Source organism: Kitasatospora phosalacinea, assembly GCF_000717185.1.
Taxonomy (GTDB): Bacteria; Actinomycetota; Actinomycetes; order Streptomycetales; family Streptomycetaceae; genus Kitasatospora; species Kitasatospora phosalacinea_A.
The window spans coordinates 58,151-81,166 of record NZ_JNYE01000052.1 but is presented as its reverse complement, the minus strand read 5'-3'; the positions used below and the strand labels follow the sequence as shown (position 1 = coordinate 81,166).

The following is a 23,016-nucleotide window of genomic DNA, read 5'->3' as shown; positions in this document are numbered from 1 at the left end:
GCCCACCCCCGCGCCGACACCGACGCCCACCCCGACGCCGTCGCCGTCCCCCACCCCGAAGCCCACGCCCACGCGGACGCCCGCCCCGCGGCGGGTGCCCCCGCCCGCACCGTCGCCGAAACCGACGCCGACACCGACGCCGTCCCCCACCCCCACGCCCACGCCCACGCCCTCACCCTCGCCGACGCCCCCGGTGGTGACGGCCCGCCAGTTCTGGCTGGACGAGGTGCCGCTGAACCGCGGCCACCGGAGCGCGTCCGACACCCCGAGCATCCGCGGCGGCGGGCAGGTCCTGCAACGGCCCGCGGCCCAGCTGCACGGCACCCGCTACCAGCACGTGCTGGCGGCCCGGGTGCCCTCCCGGGTGACCGTCGACCTGAACCGGCCCTGCCGTTCCTTCGACGCCGTCGTCGGGCTGGACGACTACGGCGTCACGTACGGCGAGGTGGTGTTCTCGGTGCAGGGGGACGACGGCCGGGTGCTGTGGAGCTCCCCCGCGATGTCAGCGGACACCCCCCCGGTCGCCGTCCACGTCCCGCTGGACGGCCGGACGTCCATCCGGCTGGTGGTCACCCCGGTCCGCGGCTCCGTCCCGGTCGTCGACCTGGCGGACTGGGCGCAGGCCCGGCTCACCTGCTGAGGGCCCCTGCGGGGCGGCGGAGCTGCGGGGCTGCGGGGCGAGGCGCTGTGCTGCGTCGCGGTCCGGGCGGCGGTCGGCGGTCGGCCGTGCCGTTCCCCGCCCCCGGTTCCCCGTCCCCCGGTTTCGCGTCCCCCGGTTCCCCGTACCCCGGTTTCGCGTCCGGCCCGGCGCAGCGGGTCTCAGACCGCGCAGGTGCCGTCCTCGCAGGTGGCGGCGGGCGGGGCGATCGGGGTGATCTGCCGGGCGGTCTCGGCTTCGACCTGGCGGAGGACCTGGAGGAAGGTCTCGGCCTCCTGGCCGCCCTGGACGGCCCACTTGCCCTCGAAGACGAAGGTGGGGACGGCGGTGACGCCGATGGCGCGGGCCTCGGCGAGGGCGGCGCGGGTCTCGGCCTCGCCCTCGTCGCCGGCCAGGTAGGCGGCGGCGCGGTCGCGGTCGATGCCGGTCTCGGCGGCGAGGTCGGCGAGGGCTTCGACGTCGCCGACGTCGACGCCCTCGGAGAAGTGGGCCTTGAGCAGGCGTTCCTTGAGGGCGGCCTGGACGGTGGCGCCGTACTCGGTCTCGGCGAGGTGGAGCAGGCGGTGGGCGCGGAGGGTGTTGACCTCCAGGGCGGCGTCGAAGTCGTAGTCGATGCCGACGGCCCTGCCGACCTCGGTGATCCGGGCGTCCATGGCGAGGGACTGCGGGCCGTAGCGCTCGGCGAGCCACTCGCGGTGCGGGCGGGCCTGCTCGGGGGCGTCGGGGACGAGCTGGTAGGGGCGGTAGACCACCTCGACGCCGTCCCTGCCCTCGAACTGCCCGAGGGCCTGCTCGAAGCGCCGCTTGCCGACGTAGCACCAGGGGCAGGCGATGTCCGAGTAGATTTCGACCTTCATGGCGGGGCGTGCTCCTGTCGGGGGTCTGGGGAGGGCCGGACGGCCGTTCGACGGAAGGTGAACGCTCAACCATCCGCGGACATTCCGGTCGCCCCGCTCAGCCCTCCTCGGCGGCGGGCGCGGGGACGACCAGCACCGGGCAGGTCGCGTGGTGCACGGCGGCGGTGCTGACCGAGCCGAGCAGCAGCCGGGAGAAGCCGCCGTTGCCGCGGGTGCCGACGACCAGGGTGTGGCGTCCGGCGGCGGCCTGCAGCAGCAGGTCGACGACGTTGCCGAGGACGACGTGCAGGCCGAGCGGCCCGGCGTACGGACGGGTGCGGGCGGACTGGACGGTGGCGACGGCCCGGCGCAGGCCGTCGGCCATGCTCTCGGTCAGCCGCTCGGTGCTCTCCTGGACGAGGTCGGCCATGCCGGGCGGGTAGCCGGTCGGCGAGGGGTTGACCACCGCGAGGACGTGCAGCGGGAGGCGGTGCGCCTCGGCCTCGGTCATGGCGCGGTCGAGGGCCCAGAGCGCGGCGTCGGAGCCGTCGCAGCCCGCCAGGATCGCGGGGCCGGGCGGCGGCGGCTCGTGGTGGACGGGGAGGGTGGCGGTCATGGCGCGGTCTCCGGGAGGGGGCTGGGGTGCCCGACGCTACCCAGCGGGCGCCCGGCGGCGGGGCAGCCGCGCCCGGGGGCGGTCAGGTTTCCAGCGCGGTGCGGCGCGGGGCGGGCAGGCCGGTCCAGGAGGAGCCGGGGCGGCGGGCGGCGAGGCGGCGGAGCCAGAGTTCGACGGCGAGCAGCTCGGCGAGGGCGGCGAGGGTGCCGGGCGGGGCGGTCTGCGCGGGGTCGGTGGCGGCGGCGAGGGTCTTGCGGGCGGCGGGGACGTCGAGCAGTCCGGCTTCGCCGAGCAGCGGGCGGTCGAGCAGTTCGGTGAGCGCGGGGGCGGCCGCGCGCAGTCCGCGGCGGGCGGGGTCGTGTGGGTCGGGGCCGGGGGCGCGGCCCCAGTCGGCGGGGAGGTCGGTGCGCCCGGCCCCGGCCAGGACGGCGGCGAGCAGGGCGTGCCGGGCGCCGGGTTGCAGGCGCAGGTCGTCGGGGAGCAGGCGGGCGGCGCGGACGACCTGGTTGTCGAGGAAGGGGGCGTGCAGGCGCTGGCCGTGCTGTTCGGTGGCGTGCACCAGGGTGCGGTAGTGGGCGGCGTGCCGGTGCAGGGCGAGGCGGGCGCGGCGGGCGCCGGGGGGTTCGGTGGGGGCGCCGTCGCGGGCGGCGGTGCGCAGGTGCTGGGCGAGGGCGGCGAGCGGTTCGTCGGCGAGCAGGTGGGCGGCGGGGCCGGGGCGGTGCCAGGCCAGCTCGGCGGCCAGGGTGCGGCCCATCGTCCGCCCCGACACGGGTTCTTGACGGAGCGTCAGTTGCAGGGCCAGGTCGTCGAGGGCGTCGGCGTAGCGGGCGCGGGCGAGGCGGCGGGCGGCGCGCAGGACGGTGACGGGGGTGTGCAGGGTGCCGGTGAGGGCGCCCGCGGCGGCCCGGTCGGCCCCGGCCAGGGCGGCGATCGGGGCGAGCAGGTCGAGGGAGCGGCCGGAGCGGACCAGGTCGGCGAGCCGGGCGGGGTGGCCGTCGAGGACCTGGCGGGCGCCGTGGCCGGTGAGGTGGTCGGCGCCGCCGGCCCGGTGCGCGGCGGCGTGCCGGGCGGCGTCGACCAGGGCGGGGCCGGGTTCGTCGGTGAGCGGCCCGGCGAGGGGGTCGGCGAGGTCGGCGTACGGGGCGACGGGCGGGACGACCAGGTGGCGCAGGCGGGGGGCGTGGACGGCGAGGGCGAGTCCTTCGGCGTCGCCGAGGGTGACGGCGGGGAGGGTCTCGGGTTCGGGCGGTTCGGTGCGGCGGGCCCAGGACCCCTTGACGGCGCCGGTGCGGGCGGCGGGCCGCTCGGGGGCGGCGTCGGCGCCGGGCCCGGGCGGCAGCGGGACGGCGGCGGCGAGCAGGGCGACGGTGGCGGACGCGGTGCCGTAGGAGAGGTCGACGCCGAGCCGGGGCCGGTCGGCGGGGCCGGTGGCGCGGACCCGGCAGCGGACGGCCTCCAGCAGGGCCCGGGTGAGCTCGCGGACGGCGGGCGCCTCGGCGCCGGCCGGCTCGGCGGGCCGGTCGTCGTACGGGGTGCGGTCGGCGCGCCCGCCGCGGATCCCGAGCGCGTGGCCGGGCGGGACGCGGCGCACGCCCCGGTAGGGGGTGCGGTCGCCGAGCGTCTCGGGGGTGTCGGGGGTGGCGAGCCGGGCGGCCAGGTGGGCGGCGTCGACGGGGGCGCCGACCAGGTCGGCGAGCGGGAGGGCGGCGGTGGCGTAGGCGGTGCCGCCCGCGAACGGGGTGTGGAAGACCGGCTGGGCGCCGGACAGGTCGGTGAGCAGCACGGTGGAGCGGGTGCCGGTGCGCAGCACGACGGTGTAGCTGCCGGGCCAGTGGGTGAGGTGGCGCAGCGCGCCGCCGCGGGCGGCGGCCAGGCCGTCGGCGAGTTCGCGGTCGGTGGCGCCGCAGCGGCCCGCGACGGCGAGGCGGAGGGTGGCGGGGGTGTCGTGGTCGGCGCTGTCGGTGGGGTCGCCCGGGTCGAGGCCGCCGCGGACGGTGGCGGGGCCGCCGGGGCGGAGCACGGCGAGGCGCAGTTCGTCGGGGCGCCAGTCGCCGACCGCCCAGAGCGGGTTCGGGCCGCCCCAGAGCAGGGTGCCGGCCAGCGGGCGGACCGCGGCGAGGGCCGGGTCGGCAGCGGTCAGACCGCTCCAGCCGGTGAGCCACCGCATCGCGCCTCCACCTGTGGTGCTGCGGGCGCGCGGCGAAACCCGGGGCGGGCGTACGGGGTTGGCGCGCCGTCAGGAGACATCGTGCCACCGATGGGGCGGTTGAGCGCCAGGCTTTCGGGCACCCGGTGCCGGAGGGCGCACGGACCGGGCCTCCCCCTCCGGGGCCCGGACCGTGCGGGTCTCGAACTCCCGTCCGGGGAAAGGCCGGTGACCGGGCAGGACGGCGTGGGGAACGGCCGCGACCGTCACGGCTCGACCGAAGTTGGCCGAAAGCCGTCGCACGGCCCGGGAGGGCATCCGCATGCCCTCCCGGACGCGCAGCTGCCCGCGGGGATTGAGGCAGCGTTTCCCCCGGCCCGCCGGGTCCTCGACGGCGGGCCGATCCACAGGCTTTAGCGAATCGCCCACCTGCCGCTGCGGCCAGGGAGCACGGGTGGCGCACACGGGCACGGGACCGGAGCACGGGCGTCCGGCACCTGCCCCCGGGCTACCCGGCGGGCGTCCGGGCGCCCGGCGTGGACGCGGCGCGTTCCCGCCAACCGGAATGCAGCCTCTTAACCCTCGGAACGCGGACGACTACGCTAGGTGCAAGCAGTCCGGTGGCGTACCGCGGTCGTCGCGGCTCGCCGCCATCCGCGCACGACTCCGCGCACGACGTCGCCAGGGGGTGCCACCGCCACCATGACCGTCAGCTCACGAGGGCCGAACGACCGGCTCGGGGCCCTCCTCGCGCTCGCCCAGATCAGCAACGCCGGGCTCGCCCGCCGGGTCAACGACCTGGGCGCGCAACGCGGCCTGACCCTCCGTTACGACAAGACCTCGGTGGCCCGCTGGGTCACCAAGGGGATGGTCCCGCAGCGCCCGGTGCCGCACCTGATCGCCACCGCGCTCGGCAACAAGCTGGGCCGCCCCGTCCCGCTGGAGGAGATCGGCCTCGCCGACTCGCACCCCACGCCCGAGCTGGGCCTGGAGTTCCCGCGCGAGGTACCGGAGGCCGTCCGCTCCGCGACCGAGCTGTGGCGGGTCGACCTGGACCTGCGGCGCGGCCCCGGCGGCGGGCGGTGGAGCGACAGCCTGGCGGGCACCTTCTCGGTCGCCGCGTACGCCACGCCCGTCTCGCGCTGGCTGATCACGCCCGCGGACGGCTCGGTGGCCCGCGAGGCCGTCCCCGACCTGACGGGCTACCGGGTGGGCCACGCGGACGCCGCGAAGCTGCGCGAGGCCGCCCAGGAGGCCCGCCGCTGGGACTCCAAGTACGGCGGCGGCGACTGGCGCTCCTCGATGGTGCCGGAGTGCCTGCGGGTCGAGGCCGCCCCGCTGCTGCTCGCCTCGTACAGCGACGCGGTCGGCCGGGCGCTGTTCGGCGCCACCGCCGAACTGACCAGGCTGGCGGGCTGGATGGCCTTCGACACCGGCCAGCACGAGGCCGCCCAGCGCTACTACATCCAGGCCCTGCGGCTGGCCCGCGCCGCCGGGGACGTGCCCCTCGGCGGGTACGTGCTGGCCTCGATGAGCCTGCAGGCCGCCTACCGCTCCTTCCCCGACGAGGCCGTCGACCTCGCCCAGGCCGCCTTGGAGCGCAACCGGGGCATGGCCACCGCCCGCACCATGAGCTTCTTCCACCTGGTCGAGGCCCGCGCCCACGCCAAGGCCGGCAACGCCCCGGCCTGCGCCGCCGCGCTGGCCGCCGCCGAGACCGCGCTCGACCGCGCCCGCCCCGGCGACCAGGACCCGACCTGGATCGACTTCTTCGCCTACGACCGCCTCGCCGCCGACGCCGCCGAGTGCTTCCGCGACCTCGGCGTCCCGTCCAAGGTCCGCCAGTTCACCCGCGAGGCGCTGGCCCGCCCCACCGAGGGCTACGTCCGCTCGCACGGCCTGCGGCTGGTGGTCTCCGCGATGGCCGAGGCCGAGGCCGGCGACCTGGACGCCGCGGTCGCCGCCGGGGAGCGGGCCGTCGAGGTCGCCGGACGGATCTCCTCGCACCGCAGCCGCGAGTACATGGTCGAGCTGCTGCGCCGCCTGGAGCCCTACCAGAACGAGCAGCGCGTCAAGGACCTGACCGAGCGCGCCCGCCTGGTCCTGGCCACTTCCTGAACGCCCTCCGCCGCGCGACCCCGCCGTGGCACCATCCATCGGAGCGGTCTCACACAGCCGAGGGGTGGCGGGGTTGAAGCACGACGTCCAGGTCCTGGTGGTCGGCGGCGGCATCGTCGGGCTGTCCACCGCGTACGCGCTCACCCGCGAGCACCCCGGCACCGGCGTCGCCGTGCTGGAGAAGGAGGCCGCGCCCGCGACCCACCAGACCGGCCGCAACAGCGGGGTGATCCACAGCGGCGTCTACTACCGGCCGGGCTCGCTCAAGGCCCGGTACGCCACCGGCGGGGCCCGCGAGATGGTCGGGTTCTGCCGCGAGCAGGGCATCGCCCACGAGGTCACCGGCAAGCTGATCGTCGCCACCGACCCGGCCGAGCTGCCCCGCCTCGCCGCCCTCGCCGAACGCGGCCGGGCCAACGGCATCCCGCTCACCGAGCTCGACCCGGCCGGGATCCGGGCGCACGAGCCCGAGGTCACCGGCATCGCCGGGCTGCACCTCGCCACCACCGGCATCTGCGACTACCCCGCGGTGGCCCGCCGCTACGCCGACCTCGCCGGGCAGGCGGGGGCCGAGCTGCGCCTGAACACGCCCGTCCTGGGCATCGCCCGGCGCGCGGACGGCGTCACCGTCACCACCCCGCACGGCGAGGTCCGCTGCGCGGTGCTGGTCAACTGCGCCGGGCTGCACAGCGACCGGATCGCCCGGCTGGCCGGCGACGACCCCGGGGTGCGGATCGTGCCGTTCCGCGGGGAGTACTACGAACTGGTGCCCGAACGGCGGGCGCTGGTGCGCGGCCTGGTCTACCCCGTCCCCGACCCGGCGTTCCCGTTCCTCGGCGTGCACCTCACCCGGGGCGTCCACGGCGACGTCCACGTCGGGCCGAACGCGGTGCCCGCGCTGGCCCGGGAGGGCTACGACTGGCGCACCCTCAGGGCCCGCGACCTCGCCGAGACGGTGGGCTTCCCCGGCACCTGGCGGATCGCCCGCCGGCACTGGCGCCACGAGGTCGGCGAACTGCACCGCTCGCTCTCCAAGCGCGCCTTCACCACCGCCGTCCGCCGCCTGCTCCCCGGCGTCACCGAGGCCGACCTCGTCCCCGCCGCCGCGGGCGTCCGCGCCCAGGCCGTCGCCCGCGACGGCACCCTCCTCGACGACTTCGCCTTCGCCGGGTTCGACCCCGACGACCCCCGCTCCCCCCGCCGGGCGGTGCACGTCCTCAACGCGCCCTCCCCGGCGGCGACGGCCTCCCTCGGCATCGGCCGCGAGGTCGCCCGCCGGGCGGTGGCGGCGCTGCGGGCGGGATGAGGTCCGGGTGAGGGCGGGGTGAGGGCCGGGGGCTCCGTTCCGGGCTCCCTTAGACTGGTGCGATTGTGACCTCCTCCGCCCCCAGCACCCAGTCGTCCGCGTCGGCCCGGCTCTCCGCCGCCCCGGCGGCGTACCCCGCACCGATGTACCCGCACAAGGCCACCGAGGCCCAGCACCGCGAGCAGCGGATCCGCAGCTTCCAGCCGCGCCGCGGCCGGATGACCAAGGCGCAGGCGGGCGCGCTGGACCGCGGCTGGGAGCGGTACGGGCTGGCGATCGACGGGACCCCGCTGGACCTGTCGGCGCTGTTCGACGGCCGCCCGGTGACGCTGGAGATCGGCTTCGGGATGGGCGACACCACGGCCGCGATGGCCGCCGCGGACCCGTCCGCGGGGATCCTCGCGGCGGACGTCCACACCCCGGGCCACGGCAACCTGCTGCAGTTCCTGGAGCGGGACGGTTCGGAGAACGTCCGGCTGGCGGCGGGCGACGCGGTGATCCTGCTGCGCGACATGCTGCCGGACGCCTCGCTGGCGGGCCTGCGGGTCTTCTTCCCGGACCCGTGGCCGAAGCCGAAGCACCACAAGCGCCGCCTGATCCAGTCCTCGTTCCTGGAGCTCGTGCTGCCCCGGCTGGCCCCCGGCGCGGTGGTGCACTGCGCGACCGACTGGGAGCCGTACGCGGAGCAGATGCTGCAGGTGCTGGAGGCCTCGCCGGAGCTGGAGAACCTGCACCCGGAGGGCGACGGCTCGGGCTGGCTGGAGCCGGAGGAGCACCCCGCGGGCAGCGTGCCCGGGTACGCGCCGCGGCCCGGGTGGCGTCCGGTGACGAAGTTCGAGCGGGCGGGCCTGGCCAAGGGCCACGTGGTGCACGACCTGCTGTTCCGCCGCCGCTGACCCGGCGGGGGCCGTCCGGCGGCGGCTGGGCGGCCGCTCAGGCGGCGGCCTTGCCCGCGGCGACCAACGCGCCGAGCGCCGTCCGCTGGACGTGGACGAGCAGGGCGACCGTCACCGCGCCCATCACCAGCGCGAACAGCACGTGCCCGGGCGCGGAGGTCACCGCCGTGCCGAGCAGGCCGAGCACCAGGTGGCTGCCCAGCCGCAGGCCGACCAGTCCGAGGGCGACCTTGCGGGTGCCCTTGCCGCGCCACAGCAGCTTGGCGAGCTTGAGGCGCCGCCGCATCAGGGTCAGCGAGACGCCGATGTTGACGGCCGCCAGGGCGACCAGCGCGGGCCAGGCCGAGGGGGCGGCGCGGAGCAGGTCGAAGGCCCCGGCCAGGACGCCCTCGAAGCCGAAGAACCAGACCGGCAGGCGCATCTCCGCGACGCTCGGCAGCGCGGACGCCGGCACCGGCTCCCGTCCGGCCTGCGGCCCGGCCTGCTGTCCGGCCTGCTGTCCGGCGGGACGGGCAGCCTGCTGTTCGGCCTGCTGTCCGGCGGGACGGGCAGCCTGCTGTTCGGCCTGCCGGGCGGGCGTCCTGGTCGCGGTGCCGTTCATGGTCTCTCCCCCGTGTCGTTCTCCGTCGCCCCGGTGCCTCCCCCGGCGGCGTCCACCACTGTGCCCGCCGGGCCCGGCCGCGGCCCAGGAACGGGCGTCACCGACCCGTCATGACGGATGTCACGGAGGCGGTGGGCGGGGTTCCGTTCCGCTGACGGCCGGTCACCCGGCGGGTACGGATTGTGCCGACCACTCCCGCCGGGAGGAGGGGTTCGCCTACGCTGCTGCGGGTGAGCAGTCCGCCCGGCGGCAGGTCCACCCCCGGCCTGCCCGTGGCGGCCGCCGCCACGGCCGCCGATCCCCCGACGCCCCCCACCGGCCACCGGTCGCTCCCGGCGCCGTCCGTGCGCCGGTCCGGCGGCCTGCTCCCGGGCCGGCCGCCGGGGCGGCCGGTGCTGAGCGGGCGGATCCCGGGGCAGCAGGGCGGCCCGGTCGCGGGCCGGGCGGCGGCGGTGCCGCTGTGGCGGCGGCTGTGGCCGCTGCGGCGTCCGGCGCTGTCCTCGGCGGTGGCGGCGTCGGCGCTGGCCGGTTCGGGGGTGCTGATCCTGCGCCTGGTGCAGCGGCAGACCGGGACGACGGGGCTGCTGGTGGGGTCGGGCCTGGCGCTGCTGCCGCTGCCGTTCGTGCTGGGGTCGCTGGCCTGGCTGAACCGGACGGCGCGGGTGCCGGTGCGGCACCTGCTGTTCTGCCTGGCCTGGGGGGCGTGCGCCGCGACCACGGTGGCGATCCTGGCGAACGGCTGGGCCAGCGACTTCCTGATCGCCCACCGGGGCGCCCGCGGGGAGACCCTGGGCGCGGAGTTCGCGACGCCGCTGATCGAGGAGGTGGCGAAGGGCTCGGCGCTGCTGGTGCTGCTGCCGCCGCTGCGACGGCGGCACCGCTGCGAGGAGGGCCGCCCGTGCGGCCGGTGGCGCCGCCTGCTGTGGCACCGGCCCGGCGGCCGTCCGGCCCACTTCCGCCCCGCCCGCTCCCGCCCGGTCCCGGCGGGCCCCCGGCGGGCCCGCTCCTCCCCGCGCACGCTGGCGGCGGGGACGGTGCTGGGCGGGGTGACGGCCTGCGGGTTCGCGTTCACCGAGAACGCGCTGTACCTGGGGCGGGCGTTCACCGCGGACCGGCAGGCCCGGCTGGACGCGATCGGCCTGGGCGAGGCCCCGAGCCTGCGGGACTTCGACGGGACGGTGCACACCTTCGTCCTGCGGGCGCTGCTCTCGCCGTTCGCGCACCCGCTGTTCACCGCGCTGACCGGGCTCGGCCTGGCCCTCACCCTGGCCACCGCCCGGCGCTGGCCGGCCCGGCTGGGCGCGCCGCTGGGCCTGCTGCTGGCGATGGGCCTGCACGGGGTGTGGAACGCGGCCGCCGGGCTGGGCACGGACGGCTTCCTGCTGGTGTACGGGCTGGTGATGGTGCCGTGCTTCGCCGCCCTGGTCTGCTTCGCGGTCTGGGCGCAGACCCGTCGCACCCGGCAGCCGGCCGCTCCGGGGGGAGGGCCCTGAGCTCGCTGGGCTCATAACCCAGAGGTCGCAGGTTCAAATCCTGTCCCCGCTACTCAGTAGCACGAAGGCCCGGAGGCACCGCCTCCGGGCCTTCGTCGTACCCGGCTCCGGGCTCCCTTCGGACCTGCTCCGTAACCGCTCCGTACCTGCTCCGTGCCCGCTCCGTGCCCGCTCGCGGGGCCGCTCGCTGGGCTCATAACCCAGAGGTCGCAGGTTCAAATCCTGTCCCCGCTACTCAGTAGCACGAAGGCCCGGAGGCACCGCCTCCGGGCCTTCGTCGTGCCCGGCCGCGGAATCCGCCGAATAAATCCGTTGCCCGTCGCGGGGGGCGGTGCCTATGGTGGCGGCACACTGAAAGGAGGTGATCCTGAGTTGAGTTCTTTCAGGATGCGTGAGGTGGCTGCTCGCTAGAGCCGCCCCTGCCTGTGCAGCGGTGGGGCCGTTCGGCCTCCGGCTCAGGCTAATTCCCAGCAGTCACCCGGCCCGTGGGCTCACCGGTACATCCCCGGTGCCTCGGTGGCCGTCCCCCAGGGGGCGGTCCGAGGAGCAGCCCACGGGCCGTCTGCGTTCCCGGGCTCCCGCCGGGGCTCGGTGCGCGTGCCGCGGGGCGCGCGGGGGTGCAGCGCCAGGACGCGGGCGGGGCGGCCGCCCGTGCCGGGGGCGGCCAGGACGCGGCTGGCGATGCCGTGGTGGCGGAGCGCGGCGCGCAGCTCGGTGAGGTGCGGGCAGGGGCGTCCGCGTTCGTCGTGCAGGGGGTGGACCCGGACCTCGCCGCCGGGGGCGGTGACCCGGGCGAGTTCGCGCAGGGCGCGGAGCTGGTCGGCGGGGCCGAAGACGGCCGGGTAGGCGAACAGCAGGTAGGAGCTGAGGGTGAGCGCGAAGGTGCCGTCTGCGAACGGGAGCCGGGGCAGCGCGGCGGCGACGTAGCGCTCCGGGTGGGCGGTGGCGTCGGCGGCGAACAGGCGGCGGGCGCGGTCCCAGCTGCGCAGGTACTGCTCGGGGCGGTGCCTGCGGTCGGCGGGCAGGTGGCGGCGGGGTTCGCGCCGGATCGCGTCGGCCATGACGGCGCGGCCGTCGGCGGCGAGCGCGGCGAGGCGGCGCGGGCCGAGCGCGTAGCCGGGGTCGGCGGCGAGCACCTCGCAGCCGAGGGCGCGGGCCTCGGCGGCGAGGGCGGCGGCGCCGCCGGGGCAGTCGAGGACGGGGCCGGGCAGTCGGCCGAGCTCGGCGCGGGTGAGGCCGAAGGAGGCGCAGTACTCGTCGAGCGGCCGGGAGGTGACCAGGACCGGCGGGGCGGCCTGGGGCCGGTTCGGGGCGGTCGGACGCATGCGGGCCTCCGGGCGTTCGGCGGGCCCGGGGTGCGGCCCGGGCCCGTGGTCATCCGACCACGGGCCCGGGGGTGTCGCACGTCCAGCGGTGTCGCACGCGGGGTCGGCCGTTGTGGGGCCGTCGTCGCGGGGGTCAGTCGTCGCGGGGGTCAGTTCTCGGTGGAGAGCAGGGCGCGGGCGGCGAGGCGGTTGACGCCGGTGAGGCCGCGGATCAGCTGGGGGGTGAGGAAGAGGAGGACCAGGCCGAGCAGGCAGACGCCGGTGATCTGCGGGATGGAGGTGATCTCGTAGACGTGGTGGACGCCGTCCGAGCCCGTCCAGTCGGCGACCCGGTAGCCCTCCCAGGAGGTGTAGTGGCGGAACGCCCACTGGTAGAGCGGGAACAGGGCGAGCGACCAGCCGAGGGTGAAGAAGGTGAGGGAGAGGGCGAAGCTGAGGATCGCCCAGGGGAACATGACGACCTGGTGCAGGACGGCCTTCCAGCCGGCCGGGTCGGCCAGCCGGGCGGTGATCCGGCCCCAGACGCCCTCCCGGCGGACGGCCAGCTCCCGCGGGGCGGGCAGGTCCTCGCCGAACAGCGAACGGATCCGCAGCCGCTCGGCGGCGCCGAGGCCGCGGGCGACGGCCAGCAGCAGGGCGAGGACGGGCAGGCCGAGGGCGGTGACGACGAGGCCGATCCCGGCGCTGAACAGCGGGACGACCAGGCAGAAGCCGAGCACGGCCATCGGCAGGCCGGTGAGCGCGTAGCCGAACTCCCGGAAGGTCTGCGGGGAGAACGGGGCGCGCCAGAACCCGGGCCGGTCGTGGTGGCCGCCGAGGGCGGTGGCGGGGTACGCAGCGGTGGACATCCGCGGTCCTTCGGTTGGTCGGGCGGCGCCGCCGGTCGGCGGTGCCGGGCACGGGTACCAATCTGCCCGTCCGGACCGGCCCGGCGTAATGAAGCCTGCCGCCGACTTCGTGGTGGGGTTAACCCCCCGTCCCGCCCTGGAGCCTGCTCTCCCCCGCCCACGGCGGGCCGGTCCACTCGGGGGCGAGCAGCGAGTACTGGAGCGCGTCGTGCCAGGCGCCGTCCCGGTGCGACTCGGCCCGGATCCGGCCCTCGTAGCGGAACCCGGCCCTGGTCAGGACCCTGACCGAGGCGGTGTTGGCGGGGTCGCAGCGGGCCGCCAGCCGGTGCAGGCCCAGCGTCCCGAAGCCGAACCCGCACAGCAGCGCCGTCACCTCGGCGGCGTGGCCGCGGCCCCAGGTGTCGCGGCGCAGGACGCAGCCGAGCCAGGCGGCGTGCCCGCCCTCGCGGGTGAGGGCGGCCTGGCCGATCGGGTCGCCCGCGGGGTCGTCGACGGCCAGCCGGTAGTGCGTGCGGGGGTCCTCCTCGGCCGCTTCGAGGTACAGCTCGACCTGGTCCGCGCACTCCTCGAAGTCCCGGACGCCGAACGGGAGGTGGCGCACGGTCCCGGGGTCGCCGTGCACGGCGTGCAGGGCGGCCACCTCCTCCGGGGTGTGCCGGTACTCCCGCAGGGTGAGCCGGGGGCCGACGAGCCGGAGGGTCTCCATGCCCGCCGACCCTACCGGGCGGCCGTCCGGGGACCGGCTACCGTACCTGGGTGAACGACGAAGACCTGCACCTGCTGCCCCGCACCCGGGCCACCGACCTGCTGGACTGGGCGGTCGCGGAGGGCCACGACCCGGTGCCCGAACCGGCGGTGCGGACGGTCCTGACGCTGCTGGAGCTGGGCGGGGCCCGGCTGCACGACGGCCTGCCCGAACTGACCTCCCCCGTGCTGGAGCACCTGCTGTACGAGCAGCTGCACCTGTACGTGCAGCCGGACGGCGACCCGGCGGCCTACCCGGCGGCGGTGCGGCTGCTGATCGAGTGGCAGCGGGCCGCCCGGCGGCTGAACGCCAAGCGCGCCGAAAAGCTCCGCGCCGAGACCGACTGGCAGGGCGAGGTGCTGCTCTCGCTGCTGCGCCGCGCCGACCTGGTGACCTGGCCCCGGCTGTACGCGCTGCTGCTGCGCGCGGACGAGGTGCCGGTCGACGACCTCGACCGGGTCCGGGAGTGGCTGGCGGCGTTCCGCGAACTGCCCGCGGAGGAGCGGCACGCCGCCTTCGACCGGGCCCCGGGCCTGGACGGGGACGGCAACTGGGACCAGCCGGGGCGGCCGCTGCTGGTCGGGGTCTCCACGGACGGGGCGCGGCGGCTGCTGGAGCAGGGCCTGATGCGGCGCAGCTACCGCAACCTGGCCGAGCGGTCCGCCCGCGGGCTGCCGATGCCCGACGAGCTCTCCGGCGCCTTCGAGGAGTTCGAGGAGGCGGTGGCGCAGGCCGCGATCGACCTGTGCGGGGAGTGGACCGTCCCGGGGCTGCCGCGGCTGCTCCTGGAGGAGTTCCCGGAGCTGGCCCCCGAGGAGTACTGAGGGCCTCCGGGGCGGCGGGGTCGTCCGAACGGACGACCCGGGGGTCCTCCTGACGGTTCGTCAACCATGGCCGGACGGTGGATCCTCGTAGCGCCGGGCCGGAGCAGGATTGCCGCATGACCCGATCGCTGCTCCCCGCCCGCACCGCCGCCCGCACCGTCGCGGCCTGGACCGCCCTGTTCTCGCCGGTGCGCCGGTGCCGGCTGCTGGGCGGCCGGGCCGCCGCCCAGCTTCCTGCTCGTGCCCGCCGCCCCGCCGCCACCGGGCCGGGCGGCCCCGGTCCTCGGCCGGGGGTCGACCGCCGGTCCGGACGCGCCGGCCCGCTTCGCGACCTTCCCGCCCGAGCCGTCCTCCCCCGCGGGCGGCCTGCGGTTCGCCCTGACCGCGTCCGGCCGCAGGCTGCCGCCGCGGCGTCAGGTGGCGCGGCGGGAAGTGGCGCGGCGTCAGGTCGCGGCCGGGGCGCTCCAGCCGGCCAGCAGGCGCAGGGCGTCGGCGGTGGCGGAGGCGGGTTCCACGGAGTAGACGCACAGCGTCTGGTCCGGGTCGCCGGGGGCCTGGAAGGACTCGTAGGAGAAGTGCAGGTCGCCCACCAGCGGGTGGACGTAGTGCTTGGCGCCGTGGGTGCGGCGGAGCACCCGGTGGTCGTTCCACCAGGTGGGGAACTCCGGGCAGCGCAGCGTGAGTTCGCCGATCAGCTCGGCCAGCCTGCGGTCGTCGGGGTACCGTCCGGCTTCCAGGCGGAGCATGGCCACGGTCTCGGCGGCGATCGTCGCCCAGTCGCCGACCCGCTCGCGGGCCTGCGGTTCGAGCAGGTAGTAGCGGGCCAGGTTGCGGCGGGTGGCCGGGAGCGCGTCGAAGTCGACGAGGACCTCCCGGGCCAGCCGGTTGGCGGCCAGGACGTCGGTGCGCCGCCCGAGGACGAACGCCGGGACGTGCGCCAGGGTCTCCAGCATCAGGTGCAGCCCCGGCCTGACCCGCTGCGGCCGCTCCGGGGCGCGGCGGGCCGCGTGCTCGGCGGGGAGCAGCAGGTCGGCGAGGTGCTCGCGCTCGGAGGGGTCGAGCCGCAGGGCGCGGGCCAGCGCCTGGACCACTTCGGTGGACGGGCGCCCGGCCCGGCCCTGTTCGAGGCGCGTGTAGTACTCGGTGCTGACGCCGGCCAGCCGGGCCACCTCGTCGCGGCGCAGGCCGGGCACCCGTCGCACCCGGCCGTCCGCGGGCAGCCCGGCCGCCTCCGGGGCGATCGCGGCGCGCCGGGTGCGGAGGAAGTCGGCGATTTCCCTGCTGCGTTCCATGGACCAAGTGTGCGGGCTCCCGGGGCGCGTCGACGGGCCGTGGGTGGCCCTGGCGGTACCAGTCGGCGCAGGGTCCGCCCGGGGCCGTCCGCGGGCCCGTCGAGCTGGTCTGCTGGAACGGCGGCCGGGTCCTCCGGCGCCGCAACTCCCGTGCTCGGCCAGGAAGGCACACCATGTCCACGCCCACCTCCCCGTCCCCCGCCGCCCCGTCCCCCGCCGCCCTGCCCCTCGTCCCCCTGCCCCTGGCCGGCCGCACCGCCGTGGTCACCGGCGCCTCCAGCGGCATCGGCGAGGCCACCGCCGAGGAGCTCGCCGGGCTCGGCGCTCGGGTCGTCCTGCTGGCCCGCCGCGCCGAGCGGCTGGCCGCGCTGGCCGACCGGATCGAGCGGGCCGGCGGCACCGCCCTGGCGATCGCCGCGGACGTCACCGACCGGGCCGCGGTGCGGGCGGCCGCCGACCGGGTCGCCGCCGAACTGGGCGGCGCGGACCTGCTGTTCAACAACGCGGGGGTGATGCTCCCGGCGCCGGTCGAGGAGTTGGCGGTGGACCAGTGGCAGCGGCAGATCGACCTCAACGTCTCCGGCCTGATGAACGTGATCGGCGCGTTCACCCCGCAGCTGGTCGCGGCCGCGGCCGAACGCGGCGTCGCCGACCTGGTCAACACCTCGTCGATCGCGGCGCAGAACATCTTCCCGACCTTCGCCGTCTACTCCGCGACGAAGGCCTACGTCACCCACCTCTCCCGCCACCTGCGGGCCGAGCTGGGCGCGAAGCACGTCCGGGTCTCGACGATCGAGCCGGGCATCGTCGGGACGGAGCTCCAGGACCACGTCACCGACCGGGGCGCGCTCGACTGGCTGGCCGGTTCCAAGGAGACGATGGAGTGGCTCGTTCCCGGCGACATCGCCCGGACGGTCGGGTTCCTGGCCGCCCTGCCGCCGCGGGTCAACCTCCAGCAGGTCACCGTCATGCCGACCGGCCAGGCGAGCTGAGCGCGGTGCGGCCCACCCCGTCCGGGCGGGCCGTCCCGTCCGGACGGGGTGGCCGGACGGAACTACGGCTGCAGGCCGAGGTGCTGGAGCCAGGGCAGCGGGTCGACGGGGGCGCCGCCCGCCGGGCGGACTTCGAGGTGCAGGTGCGGGGTGGTGGCGCTGCCGGTGGCGCCGACGGCGCCGAGGACGGTGCCGGGGGCGACCGGGCCGGAGGCGGTGGCGATCCGGGAGAGGTGGCAGTACCAGACCTCGGTGCCGTCGGGGAGGGTCTGGATGACGCGGTAGCCGTGCGTACCGGACCAGCCCGCGGCGGTGACGGTGCCGCCGGTGACGGCGGTGACGGGGGTGCCGGTGCGGGCGGCGAAGTCCAGGCCGGTGTGCAGGTGGGCCCAGTGCGCACCGGCCGGGGCGTACTGCTCGGTCAGCCGGTAGCCGGTCAACGGGAGGGCGGGCGCGGAGCGGTCGGCGGCGGTCCCGTCGACCGCGGCGGTCCCGTCGACCGCGGCACTCTCGGCGTTCGCGACGGCCGCGGCGTTCGCGGCCACGGTCCCGGCCTGGCGGTCGGCGTGCTTGGCCTCGGCCTCCTGGGCGGCGGCGAGCCGGGCGGATTCCTCGGTGGTGGTGCGCTGCCCGTCGGCCTGCTGCAGGATGCGGGCGGCGAGGGCGAGTCCGGGGTCTGCGGCGAGCAGTCCGTCGGAGGCCCCGTCGGTGGCGGTGACGGGTGCCGGGGCCGGTACGGCGGCCTGGGCGGGGGCGGTGGCGAGTCCGGTGGCGCCGAGCGCGGCGGTCATCGCGGTGACGCCCAGCAGGGGGGCGCCGGTGCGGGCCTGGCGGGGCAGCCGGTGCCGGAAGGACTCGGCCTCGACCGGGTGGTCGAGCAGCTGGGTGCCGGCGGTGCTCTCGGTGTAGGTCGACGCCACGGGGGCGTGCTCCTTCCTTCCCTGCCGCCGACCGGGTTAGCTGACGGGTTCGGAGGTGGAAGGTCTCCTACGGTCGGGCCCAGGGCCGTCCCGATTCACCCCGGTGGAACGTGGTTCCCCGGCTCCTGGACCTGCCGCGGGGGCGGGCCCGGTGGATTAGGCGTGGCGCACGGTGCCGCATGGTTACGGCGTTGCCGACCGCGCTGCGTTATCAAACGTTAATCCTATGGACCCCATGATTCCAAGCGCCTTCCGAGGTGCAGTGAAACTTTCCTGACGCCCTATGGGCGATTTGTGACGATTCACCAGACCACCCGAATCCGGCCATGACGGAACGTGACGGAGCGATTGAGTATCCGTACTCACGACCCGCCCGCGCCCCGGCGGGACCCTGGGCCCATGACAGCCTCCGTGCCGCACCGCACCACCTCCGCCTACTTCCTGCAGGCCGTCGCGTCCTTCGCGTTCGCCACGGTCGCCCTGGCCCTCGGGATCGCCTACCTGCCGGTCAGCGCCTGGATGCGCGCCTTCCTCGCCGTCGGACTGCTCTACGAGATCACCTCCGCGTTCACGCTGGCCAAGGTGATCCGCGACCGCCAGGAGGAGGGTGCACTCACCAGCCGGGTCGACCAGGCCCGACTGGAGAAGCTGCTCTCCGAGCACGACCCGTTCAAGGTGGACGGGATCTGAGCGGCCGCCCTCCGGGGTGGACCCGACGCCCTGGCGACCCGACCGCCCGGCTGCCCGACCGCCCGGCTGCCCGGTGGCTTGACGGCTAAGGCTATTAGCCTTAGCTTTATGGCTATCGGCAGCAGCCGGGCAGGGGAGCCCGGGGCGCCGGACGACGCCCGCCCAGGAGGCCCGCGATGAACAGCACCCTCGGCACCACCACCCGGTACCTCGACGTCACCGGCGGCCGGATCGCCTACGACGACGCCCCCGGCTCCGGCGCCCCGGTCGTCCTGCTGCCCGGCATGCTCGACCGGCGCACCGTCTACCGCCACCTCGTCCCGCTGCTGTCCGCCGCCGGGCACCGGGTGGTCACCATGGACCTGCGCGGCATGGGCGAGTCCTCGACCGGCTTCACCGACCACACCCCCGCCGCGCTCGCCGACGACCTGGTGGCCCTGCTGTCCCACCTGGACCTGCGCGGCGCCGTCCTGGTCGGCAGCTCGTACACCGGCGCCACCGTGCTGCGCGCCGCGGCGCTCGCCCCCGAGCGGACCGGCGGCGTGGTGCTGGTCGACGCCTTCATCGAGAACCTGCCGCTGAACGCCTTCCAGAAGGCGCTGTTCGGCCTGGCCGCCCCGCTGATCACCGCCTTCCCGGGCCTGTGGGGCACGATGCAGAAGTTCTACTACCCGGCCACCGCCCGGCCCGCCGACTTCGAGGCCCACCGGGCCGACCTCGCGCGGATGCTCCGCGAGCCCGCCCGCAAGACGGCCCTGCGCGGCTACCTGAAGGGCGACTCGGCGCCGGTCGGCTGGTGCGAGGGCGTGGACGTGCCCGCGCTGGTACTGATGGGCGACGCGGACCCGGACTTCCCGAAGCCGGAACTGGTCGCGGACCGGCAGGCCGCCGCACTGAGCGGCCGCAAGGTGATGATCGGGGGCGCCGGCCACTACCCGATGGCCAGCCACCCGCAGGCCGTCGCCGACGCCCTGCTGCCCTTCCTGGCCGAACTGGCCGACGAGAACAACGAGAACGACGAGAACGACGAGGTCTCCCGCTGATGCCCCGCGCCGGACTCTCCACCGCCGCCGTGGTGGACCACGCCGTCGACCTGATCGACGACCGGGGCGCCGAGGCGCTCACCCTGTCCGCCGTCGCCGCCCGGGCCGGGGTCGCCACCCCCTCGCTGTACAAGCACGTGGCGGGCGGCCTGCCCGAACTGCGCCGCCTGGTCGCCGTCCGCACCACCGGGGAGCTGGCCGACCACCTGGCCGCCGCCGTCCTCGGCCACTCCCGGGACGGGGCCGTCCGCGCCCTGCTCGCCGCGTACGCCTCGTACGCCCTGCGGCACCCGCGGCGGTACGCGGCGCTGCCGCAGGTGCCGGACCCGGATCCGGAGCTGGTCGCGGCCGCCGAGCGGCTGGTGGGGGTGCTGTTCGCGGTGCTGCGCGGCTACGGCCTGGAGGGGGCGGAGGCGGTGCACGCGGTGCGGACGCTGCGGGCGGCGGCCCACGGGTACGCCTCGTTGACCACGGCGGGGGCGTTCCAGCTCGCCGAGGGGACGGACGTCACGCTGGAGCGGCTGACCGGGGTGCTGGTCGAGGGGCTGGCCAACTGGCCCGGGGCGGAAGGGCCGTGACCTCCCGGGGCGGTGCCGCGTTCTACCCGGTATGAAGAAGCGCAGCATGCTCGCCTTTGCCTCGCTCGCCGTAGGCGTGGTCGCCTCCCTCACCGCCCCCAGTGCGCACGCCGCACCGGAGCACCGCGACGGGCTCGGCCCGCTCAAGGACGCCGTCTCCGCGCCGGACCTGGTGCTGGACGAGGACTTCGCGCAGACCGCGGCCGAGCAGCAGCCGGGGGCCTGACCGCGGCGGCTCCAGCAGCTCCAGCGGCCGCGGAGTCGCCGGAGGCGCGGGGGCGCGACCTGCGGGGCGGACGCGCTGGTCGCGCGCCTTCCACACCGTTTCGCAACCTCTCCCCCATCATTCCGACACCACTGGTGCGTAACACTGTCCTTCGGTCGGGAAGTCATACCGCGTGGAGACCTTCCACGGGTGTGGCCGACAAGCACGGAGGATCAGGGACATGCCGCAGGCGACTCAGCACATCGAGCCTGGCACGGGGCTGATCCCGGCTCCCCGGACGGCACCGGACGGAGCGCCCGGCTCCCCGCACCCGACCGCCGACCCGCGGGGCGAGGGCTGGGGCGCGGCGCTGCTGCGCGGCGTCGCGGTGGCGCGCGGGCTGCGCTCGCTGCGGCCGGTCGCGGCGCGCCCGCAGCGTGGCTACGGCGAGGTCGACGGCCAGTAGCGGCCCCCGGCCCCGCCCCACCACCTCACCCCGTCACCGTCACCGTCCCCACTCCCGTCACCGCCCTCGCCGCCACTGGCAAGATGTCGGAAATGCCGCGGAATTCACCACGTGTCGTGAAAGCGCCTGGTTGCCCGGTGCGTCCATAAGATGGTCAGCACTGGCACGTCGACCGGAAGGGCCGGGCGCTTCGCATGGACCAGAGCTCTCCGCGTCGGGCCAGCCGTTCCGAACTGCGGTGCGTGCGGGCGCTGCTGCGGGCGTCGAGCGCGGCCGAGCTGCTGGCGGCGCTGCTGACCGAGGGCCCGGCCTGGATCACCGGCGAGGGTTCGGCGCTGTACCTGCTGGACGGCGGGACGCTGCGGCTGACCGCCTCGCACGAGCTGCCCGAGTGGGCGCACCGCAAGTACGGGCTGGTCGACCCGGAGAGCGACCTGCCCGCGGCGCTGGCACTGCGGCGGCGGGAGCCGGTGCTGCTGAGCCCGCAGCAGACCAGCACGGACTACCCGAACACGGCGGCGGGCCTGGGCACCGGCCTGGTCGCGCTGGCGGTGCTGCCGCTGGTGGTGGACGGGAGCCCGGTGGGTTCGCTGGCGGTGGCGCTGGCCCACCGCGGGGCCGTCCCGCGGCGGGACGTCGAGCTGCTGGAGACCTTCGCCGACGTGGCCGCGCACCGGCTCGCGCACCTGCTGGACCACGTGCACGCGGCCGATCCGGCCTCGGACGGTCCGCGGACGGAACTGCCTTCCGCCGACCGTGAGTTGATCTCGCTGGCGGTGCGTTCGGCGGGCGCCGGGGCGTTCGAACGGGACTTGGTGACCGGCGAGACGCTGTGGGACGCGCAGGCGTACCGGGTGGTGGGCCTGCCGCCGCCGGGGGCGACCGGGCAGGCGCCGGAGCTGGCGGACGTGGTGCACCCGGAGGACCTGCCGGACGTGCAGGCCTCGCTGGCGGAGGCGCTGGCGACCGGCGGCCCGTACCGGATCTCGTACCGGGTGGTGCGGCCGGACGGTGCGCCCTGGCAGGTGGACGAGGCCGGCGAGGTGATGCTGGACGTGCACCAGCGGCCGGTGCGGACGGCGGGGCTGCTGACCGGGCGGGAGTGGCGGGCGGGCCCCGCGGGCGGCGGTCCGGTGGCGGCCGCGGCGGCGGGGGCGCGCTCCACGCTGCTGCTGGCGCTGACCCGGGCGCTGTCCCGGGCGGTGACGGTGCGCGAGGTGACCACGGCGCTGACCGACGTGGCGCGCCCGGCGCTGGGCGCGGCCGGCGTGGTGCTGGACCTGGTGGACGAGGGTCGGCTGATGCCGGTCTCCCCGGCGGTGTTCGGCGGCCCGCACCGGGCCGAGCTGAACCGGCTGCACGACCTGGCGGGCGGGGTGATGGAGCACGTGCTGGCCCGGGCGACGCCGCTGTTCAGCGAGCCGGGCCAGGAGCGCCGCGGCCCGGAGGCGCCGGCCGCCTGGACGGTGCTGCCGCTGGTGGCCTCGGGCCGGCAGGTCGGCTCCTGCCTGATCACCTTCGCCACCGAGCGCTCGTTCAGCCGCGAGGACCGCACGATGTACTCGGCGTTCGCGGGCATCCTGGCGCAGTCGCTGGAGCGGGCCCGGCTGTACGACGTGCACCACGAGCGGGCCAGCGAGCTGCAGCGGGCGATGCTGCCGCGCTCGCTGCCGGTGCTGCCGGGGATCGCCTCGGCGGCGCGCTACCTGCCCTCTACCGAGGGGATGCAGATCGGCGGCGACTGGTACGACCTGCTGCGGCTGCCAGGCGGCCTGGTCGGGCTGGTGATCGGCGACGTGCAGGGCCACAACGCGGAGGCGACCGCGGTGATGGGCCAGCTGCGCTCGGGCCTGTGGGCGTACGCGACGGACGGGCACGACCCGGCGACCACGCTGGAGCGGACCAGCCGGCTGCTGGCCGGGATGGAGACCGAGCTGTTCGCCACCTGCCTGTACGTGGTGCTGGACCCGGCGACCGGGGTGCTGCGGGCGGCCCGGGCCGGGCACCCGCCGCCGGTGCGGATCGGGGCGGCGGGGGCGGCGGAGCTGGAGCTGCCGGGCGGCCCGCCGCTGGGCGTGCTGCCGGGGGTGCGCTACCCGCCGGCCGAGGCGCGGCTGGAGCCGGGCGAGACGCTGCTGGCCTACACGGACGGGCTGGTGGAGGTCCGGGACGAGGACTACGACGAGTCGGTGCAGCGGATGCTGGGAGGGCTGGAGCTGTGGACGGCGGAGGCGGGCGGGGCCGGTCGGCTGGAGCGGCCGGAGGCGCTGGAGCGGCTGGCCGACCTGCTGACGCTGAACGTGACGGAGCGCGAAGTCCGGCAGGACGACGTGGCGTTGCTCCTGCTGCACCGGCTCGCTACCTGAGCCCGGGCACGAACTGTCCGACCTGTCCGAAATTGACGGAATCTGAACGACA

22 protein-coding genes, 1 tRNA gene and 1 riboswitch are annotated in these 23,016 nt (G+C 76.6%); of the genes, 14 read left to right on the top strand and 9 right to left on the bottom strand.

Annotated elements, in window-relative coordinates; genetic code table 11:
- Positions 1-196: 196 nt before the first annotated feature.
- On the top strand, positions 197-640 hold the full coding sequence (locus tag OO57_RS22330; RefSeq protein ID WP_158715189.1) for an NPCBM/NEW2 domain-containing protein: 444 nt from the start codon (positions 197-199) through the stop codon (positions 638-640).
- A gap of 179 nt (positions 641-819) precedes the next feature.
- Here the strand turns inward: OO57_RS22330 and OO57_RS22325 are convergent, their stop codons facing one another.
- From OO57_RS22325 to OO57_RS22315, 3 genes are all read right to left on the bottom strand, one after another.
- The gene (locus OO57_RS22325; protein WP_033254351.1) at positions 820-1,515 is read right to left on the bottom strand and encodes a DsbA family oxidoreductase; all 696 of its coding nucleotides are present in this window, start codon (positions 1,513-1,515) and stop codon (positions 820-822) included.
- Between the two features lie 97 nt (positions 1,516-1,612).
- Positions 1,613-2,110 carry a universal stress protein gene (locus OO57_RS22320; RefSeq protein ID WP_051778088.1) on the bottom strand — a complete coding sequence of 166 codons (498 nt, stop codon included), beginning with the start codon at positions 2,108-2,110 and terminating at the stop codon, positions 1,613-1,615.
- A gap of 82 nt (positions 2,111-2,192) precedes the next feature.
- Positions 2,193-4,277 (bottom strand): asparagine synthase-related protein, encoded by a 2,085-nt coding sequence (locus OO57_RS22315; RefSeq protein ID WP_033254350.1) that lies wholly within the window; start codon positions 4,275-4,277, stop codon positions 2,193-2,195.
- Positions 4,278-4,958: 681 nt separating this feature from the next.
- Here OO57_RS22315 and OO57_RS22310 point away from each other — a divergent pair.
- The 3 genes from OO57_RS22310 to trmB all read left to right on the top strand — a co-directional run bounded on the left by OO57_RS22310 (position 4,959) and on the right by trmB (position 8,576).
- A complete protein-coding gene (locus OO57_RS22310) occupies positions 4,959-6,374 on the top strand; it encodes a hypothetical protein (RefSeq protein ID WP_033254349.1) in 1,416 nt (471 codons plus the stop codon).
- A gap of 73 nt (positions 6,375-6,447) precedes the next feature.
- Positions 6,448-7,680 (top strand): L-2-hydroxyglutarate oxidase, encoded by a 1,233-nt coding sequence (gene lhgO, locus OO57_RS22305; RefSeq protein WP_033254348.1) that lies wholly within the window; start codon positions 6,448-6,450, stop codon positions 7,678-7,680.
- 65 nt (positions 7,681-7,745) lie between these two features.
- A complete protein-coding gene (trmB, locus tag OO57_RS22300; protein ID WP_033254347.1) occupies positions 7,746-8,576 on the top strand; it encodes a tRNA (guanosine(46)-N7)-methyltransferase TrmB in 831 nt (276 codons plus the stop codon).
- Positions 8,577-8,613: 37 nt separating this feature from the next.
- Here trmB and OO57_RS22295 read toward each other — a convergent pair whose 3' ends face one another.
- Positions 8,614-9,177, bottom strand: coding sequence for a hypothetical protein (locus OO57_RS22295; RefSeq protein WP_081973870.1), 564 nt, complete (start codon positions 9,175-9,177; stop codon positions 8,614-8,616).
- Positions 9,178-9,407: 230 nt separating this feature from the next.
- On the opposite strand from OO57_RS22295, the gene OO57_RS41355 reads away from it, so the two are divergent.
- Positions 9,408-10,670: a PrsW family intramembrane metalloprotease gene (locus tag OO57_RS41355; protein WP_081973869.1), complete on the top strand. Its 1,263-nt coding sequence runs from the start codon at positions 9,408-9,410 to the stop codon at positions 10,668-10,670.
- Positions 10,654-10,722: transfer RNA gene (locus tag OO57_RS22285), tRNA-Met, on the top strand. Before OO57_RS41355 ends, OO57_RS22285 begins: the two co-directional genes overlap by 17 nt.
- Before the next feature lie 439 nt (positions 10,723-11,161).
- Here the strand turns inward: OO57_RS22285 and OO57_RS39690 are convergent.
- From OO57_RS39690 to OO57_RS44020, 3 genes are all read right to left on the bottom strand, one after another.
- Positions 11,162-11,995 (bottom strand): class I SAM-dependent methyltransferase, encoded by an 834-nt coding sequence (locus tag OO57_RS39690; protein ID WP_051778086.1) that lies wholly within the window; start codon positions 11,993-11,995, stop codon positions 11,162-11,164.
- A gap of 149 nt (positions 11,996-12,144) precedes the next feature.
- Positions 12,145-12,843: a sensor domain-containing protein gene (locus tag OO57_RS22270; protein ID WP_051778085.1), complete on the bottom strand. Its 699-nt coding sequence runs from the start codon at positions 12,841-12,843 to the stop codon at positions 12,145-12,147.
- 118 nt (positions 12,844-12,961) lie between these two features.
- Positions 12,962-13,549 carry a GNAT family N-acetyltransferase gene (locus OO57_RS44020; protein WP_051778084.1) on the bottom strand — a complete coding sequence of 196 codons (588 nt, stop codon included), beginning with the start codon at positions 13,547-13,549 and terminating at the stop codon, positions 12,962-12,964.
- 50 nt (positions 13,550-13,599) lie between these two features.
- On the opposite strand from OO57_RS44020, the gene OO57_RS44015 reads away from it, so the two are divergent.
- Entirely contained in the window at positions 13,600-14,412 is an 813-nt protein-coding gene (locus OO57_RS44015) for a hypothetical protein (protein ID WP_033254345.1), read from the top strand.
- A 443-nt stretch (positions 14,413-14,855) separates the two neighbouring features.
- Here the strand turns inward: OO57_RS44015 and OO57_RS22255 are convergent, their stop codons facing one another.
- Entirely contained in the window at positions 14,856-15,704 is an 849-nt protein-coding gene (locus tag OO57_RS22255) for a helix-turn-helix domain-containing protein (RefSeq protein ID WP_033254344.1), read from the bottom strand.
- A gap of 173 nt (positions 15,705-15,877) precedes the next feature.
- Between OO57_RS22255 and OO57_RS22250 the strand changes: the two genes are divergently transcribed.
- The gene (locus OO57_RS22250) at positions 15,878-16,696 is read left to right on the top strand and encodes an SDR family oxidoreductase (RefSeq protein WP_081973868.1); all 819 of its coding nucleotides are present in this window, start codon (positions 15,878-15,880) and stop codon (positions 16,694-16,696) included.
- A 62-nt stretch (positions 16,697-16,758) separates the two neighbouring features.
- Here OO57_RS22250 and OO57_RS46885 read toward each other — a convergent pair whose 3' ends face one another.
- Entirely contained in the window at positions 16,759-17,616 is an 858-nt protein-coding gene (locus OO57_RS46885) for a M23 family metallopeptidase (RefSeq protein ID WP_051778083.1), read from the bottom strand.
- 10 nt (positions 17,617-17,626) lie between these two features.
- Positions 17,627-17,789: riboswitch (cyclic di-AMP (ydaO/yuaA leader) on the bottom strand.
- A gap of 226 nt (positions 17,790-18,015) precedes the next feature.
- Here OO57_RS46885 and OO57_RS22240 point away from each other — a divergent pair.
- The 6 genes from OO57_RS22240 (at position 18,016) to OO57_RS39685 (ending at position 22,964) form a co-directional block, all read left to right on the top strand.
- Positions 18,016-18,306 (top strand): YiaA/YiaB family inner membrane protein, encoded by a 291-nt coding sequence (locus OO57_RS22240; RefSeq protein WP_033254343.1) that lies wholly within the window; start codon positions 18,016-18,018, stop codon positions 18,304-18,306.
- A gap of 176 nt (positions 18,307-18,482) precedes the next feature.
- Positions 18,483-19,349: an alpha/beta fold hydrolase gene (locus OO57_RS22235; RefSeq protein WP_051778082.1), complete on the top strand. Its 867-nt coding sequence runs from the start codon at positions 18,483-18,485 to the stop codon at positions 19,347-19,349.
- Positions 19,349-19,927 carry a TetR/AcrR family transcriptional regulator gene (locus OO57_RS22230; RefSeq protein WP_033254342.1) on the top strand — a complete coding sequence of 193 codons (579 nt, stop codon included), beginning with the start codon at positions 19,349-19,351 and terminating at the stop codon, positions 19,925-19,927. The genes OO57_RS22235 and OO57_RS22230 overlap by 1 nt, the downstream gene beginning before the upstream one ends.
- Positions 19,928-19,973: 46 nt before the next feature.
- On the top strand, positions 19,974-20,153 hold the full coding sequence (locus tag OO57_RS22225; RefSeq protein ID WP_158715188.1) for a hypothetical protein: 180 nt from the start codon (positions 19,974-19,976) through the stop codon (positions 20,151-20,153).
- A gap of 220 nt (positions 20,154-20,373) precedes the next feature.
- Positions 20,374-20,598 (top strand): hypothetical protein, encoded by a 225-nt coding sequence (locus OO57_RS22220; RefSeq protein WP_033254340.1) that lies wholly within the window; start codon positions 20,374-20,376, stop codon positions 20,596-20,598.
- Positions 20,599-20,792: 194 nt separating this feature from the next.
- Positions 20,793-22,964, top strand: coding sequence for a SpoIIE family protein phosphatase (locus tag OO57_RS39685; RefSeq protein ID WP_081973867.1), 2,172 nt, complete (start codon positions 20,793-20,795; stop codon positions 22,962-22,964).
- The last annotated feature ends 52 nt before the right edge of the window (positions 22,965-23,016 follow it).

Excerpts from the sequence above, each read along its gene's own strand:
- OO57_RS22325 (WP_033254351.1), bottom strand. The coding sequence starts at position 1,515 with ATGAAGGTCGAAATCTACTCGGACATCGCCTGCCCCTGGTGCTACGTC.
- OO57_RS22320 (WP_051778088.1), bottom strand. The coding sequence starts at position 2,110 with ATGACCGCCACCCTCCCCGTCCACCACGAGCCGCCGCCGCCCGGCCCC.
- OO57_RS22315 (WP_033254350.1), bottom strand. The coding sequence starts at position 4,277 with ATGCGGTGGCTCACCGGCTGGAGCGGTCTGACCGCTGCCGACCCGGCC.
- OO57_RS22310 (WP_033254349.1), top strand. The coding sequence starts at position 4,959 with ATGACCGTCAGCTCACGAGGGCCGAACGACCGGCTCGGGGCCCTCCTC.
- OO57_RS22295 (WP_081973870.1), bottom strand. The coding sequence starts at position 9,177 with ATGAACGGCACCGCGACCAGGACGCCCGCCCGGCAGGCCGAACAGCAG.
- OO57_RS39690 (WP_051778086.1), bottom strand. The coding sequence starts at position 11,995 with ATGCGTCCGACCGCCCCGAACCGGCCCCAGGCCGCCCCGCCGGTCCTG.
- OO57_RS22270 (WP_051778085.1), bottom strand. The coding sequence starts at position 12,843 with ATGTCCACCGCTGCGTACCCCGCCACCGCCCTCGGCGGCCACCACGAC.
- OO57_RS44020 (WP_051778084.1), bottom strand. The coding sequence starts at position 13,549 with ATGGAGACCCTCCGGCTCGTCGGCCCCCGGCTCACCCTGCGGGAGTAC.
- OO57_RS22255 (WP_033254344.1), bottom strand. The coding sequence starts at position 15,704 with ATGGAACGCAGCAGGGAAATCGCCGACTTCCTCCGCACCCGGCGCGCC.
- OO57_RS22250 (WP_081973868.1), top strand. The coding sequence starts at position 15,878 with ATGTCCACGCCCACCTCCCCGTCCCCCGCCGCCCCGTCCCCCGCCGCC.
- OO57_RS22240 (WP_033254343.1), top strand. The coding sequence starts at position 18,016 with ATGACAGCCTCCGTGCCGCACCGCACCACCTCCGCCTACTTCCTGCAG.
- OO57_RS22235 (WP_051778082.1), top strand. The coding sequence starts at position 18,483 with ATGAACAGCACCCTCGGCACCACCACCCGGTACCTCGACGTCACCGGC.
- OO57_RS22230 (WP_033254342.1), top strand. The coding sequence starts at position 19,349 with ATGCCCCGCGCCGGACTCTCCACCGCCGCCGTGGTGGACCACGCCGTC.
- OO57_RS22225 (WP_158715188.1), top strand. The coding sequence starts at position 19,974 with ATGCTCGCCTTTGCCTCGCTCGCCGTAGGCGTGGTCGCCTCCCTCACC.
- OO57_RS22220 (WP_033254340.1), top strand. The coding sequence starts at position 20,374 with ATGCCGCAGGCGACTCAGCACATCGAGCCTGGCACGGGGCTGATCCCG.
- OO57_RS39685 (WP_081973867.1), top strand. The coding sequence starts at position 20,793 with ATGGACCAGAGCTCTCCGCGTCGGGCCAGCCGTTCCGAACTGCGGTGC.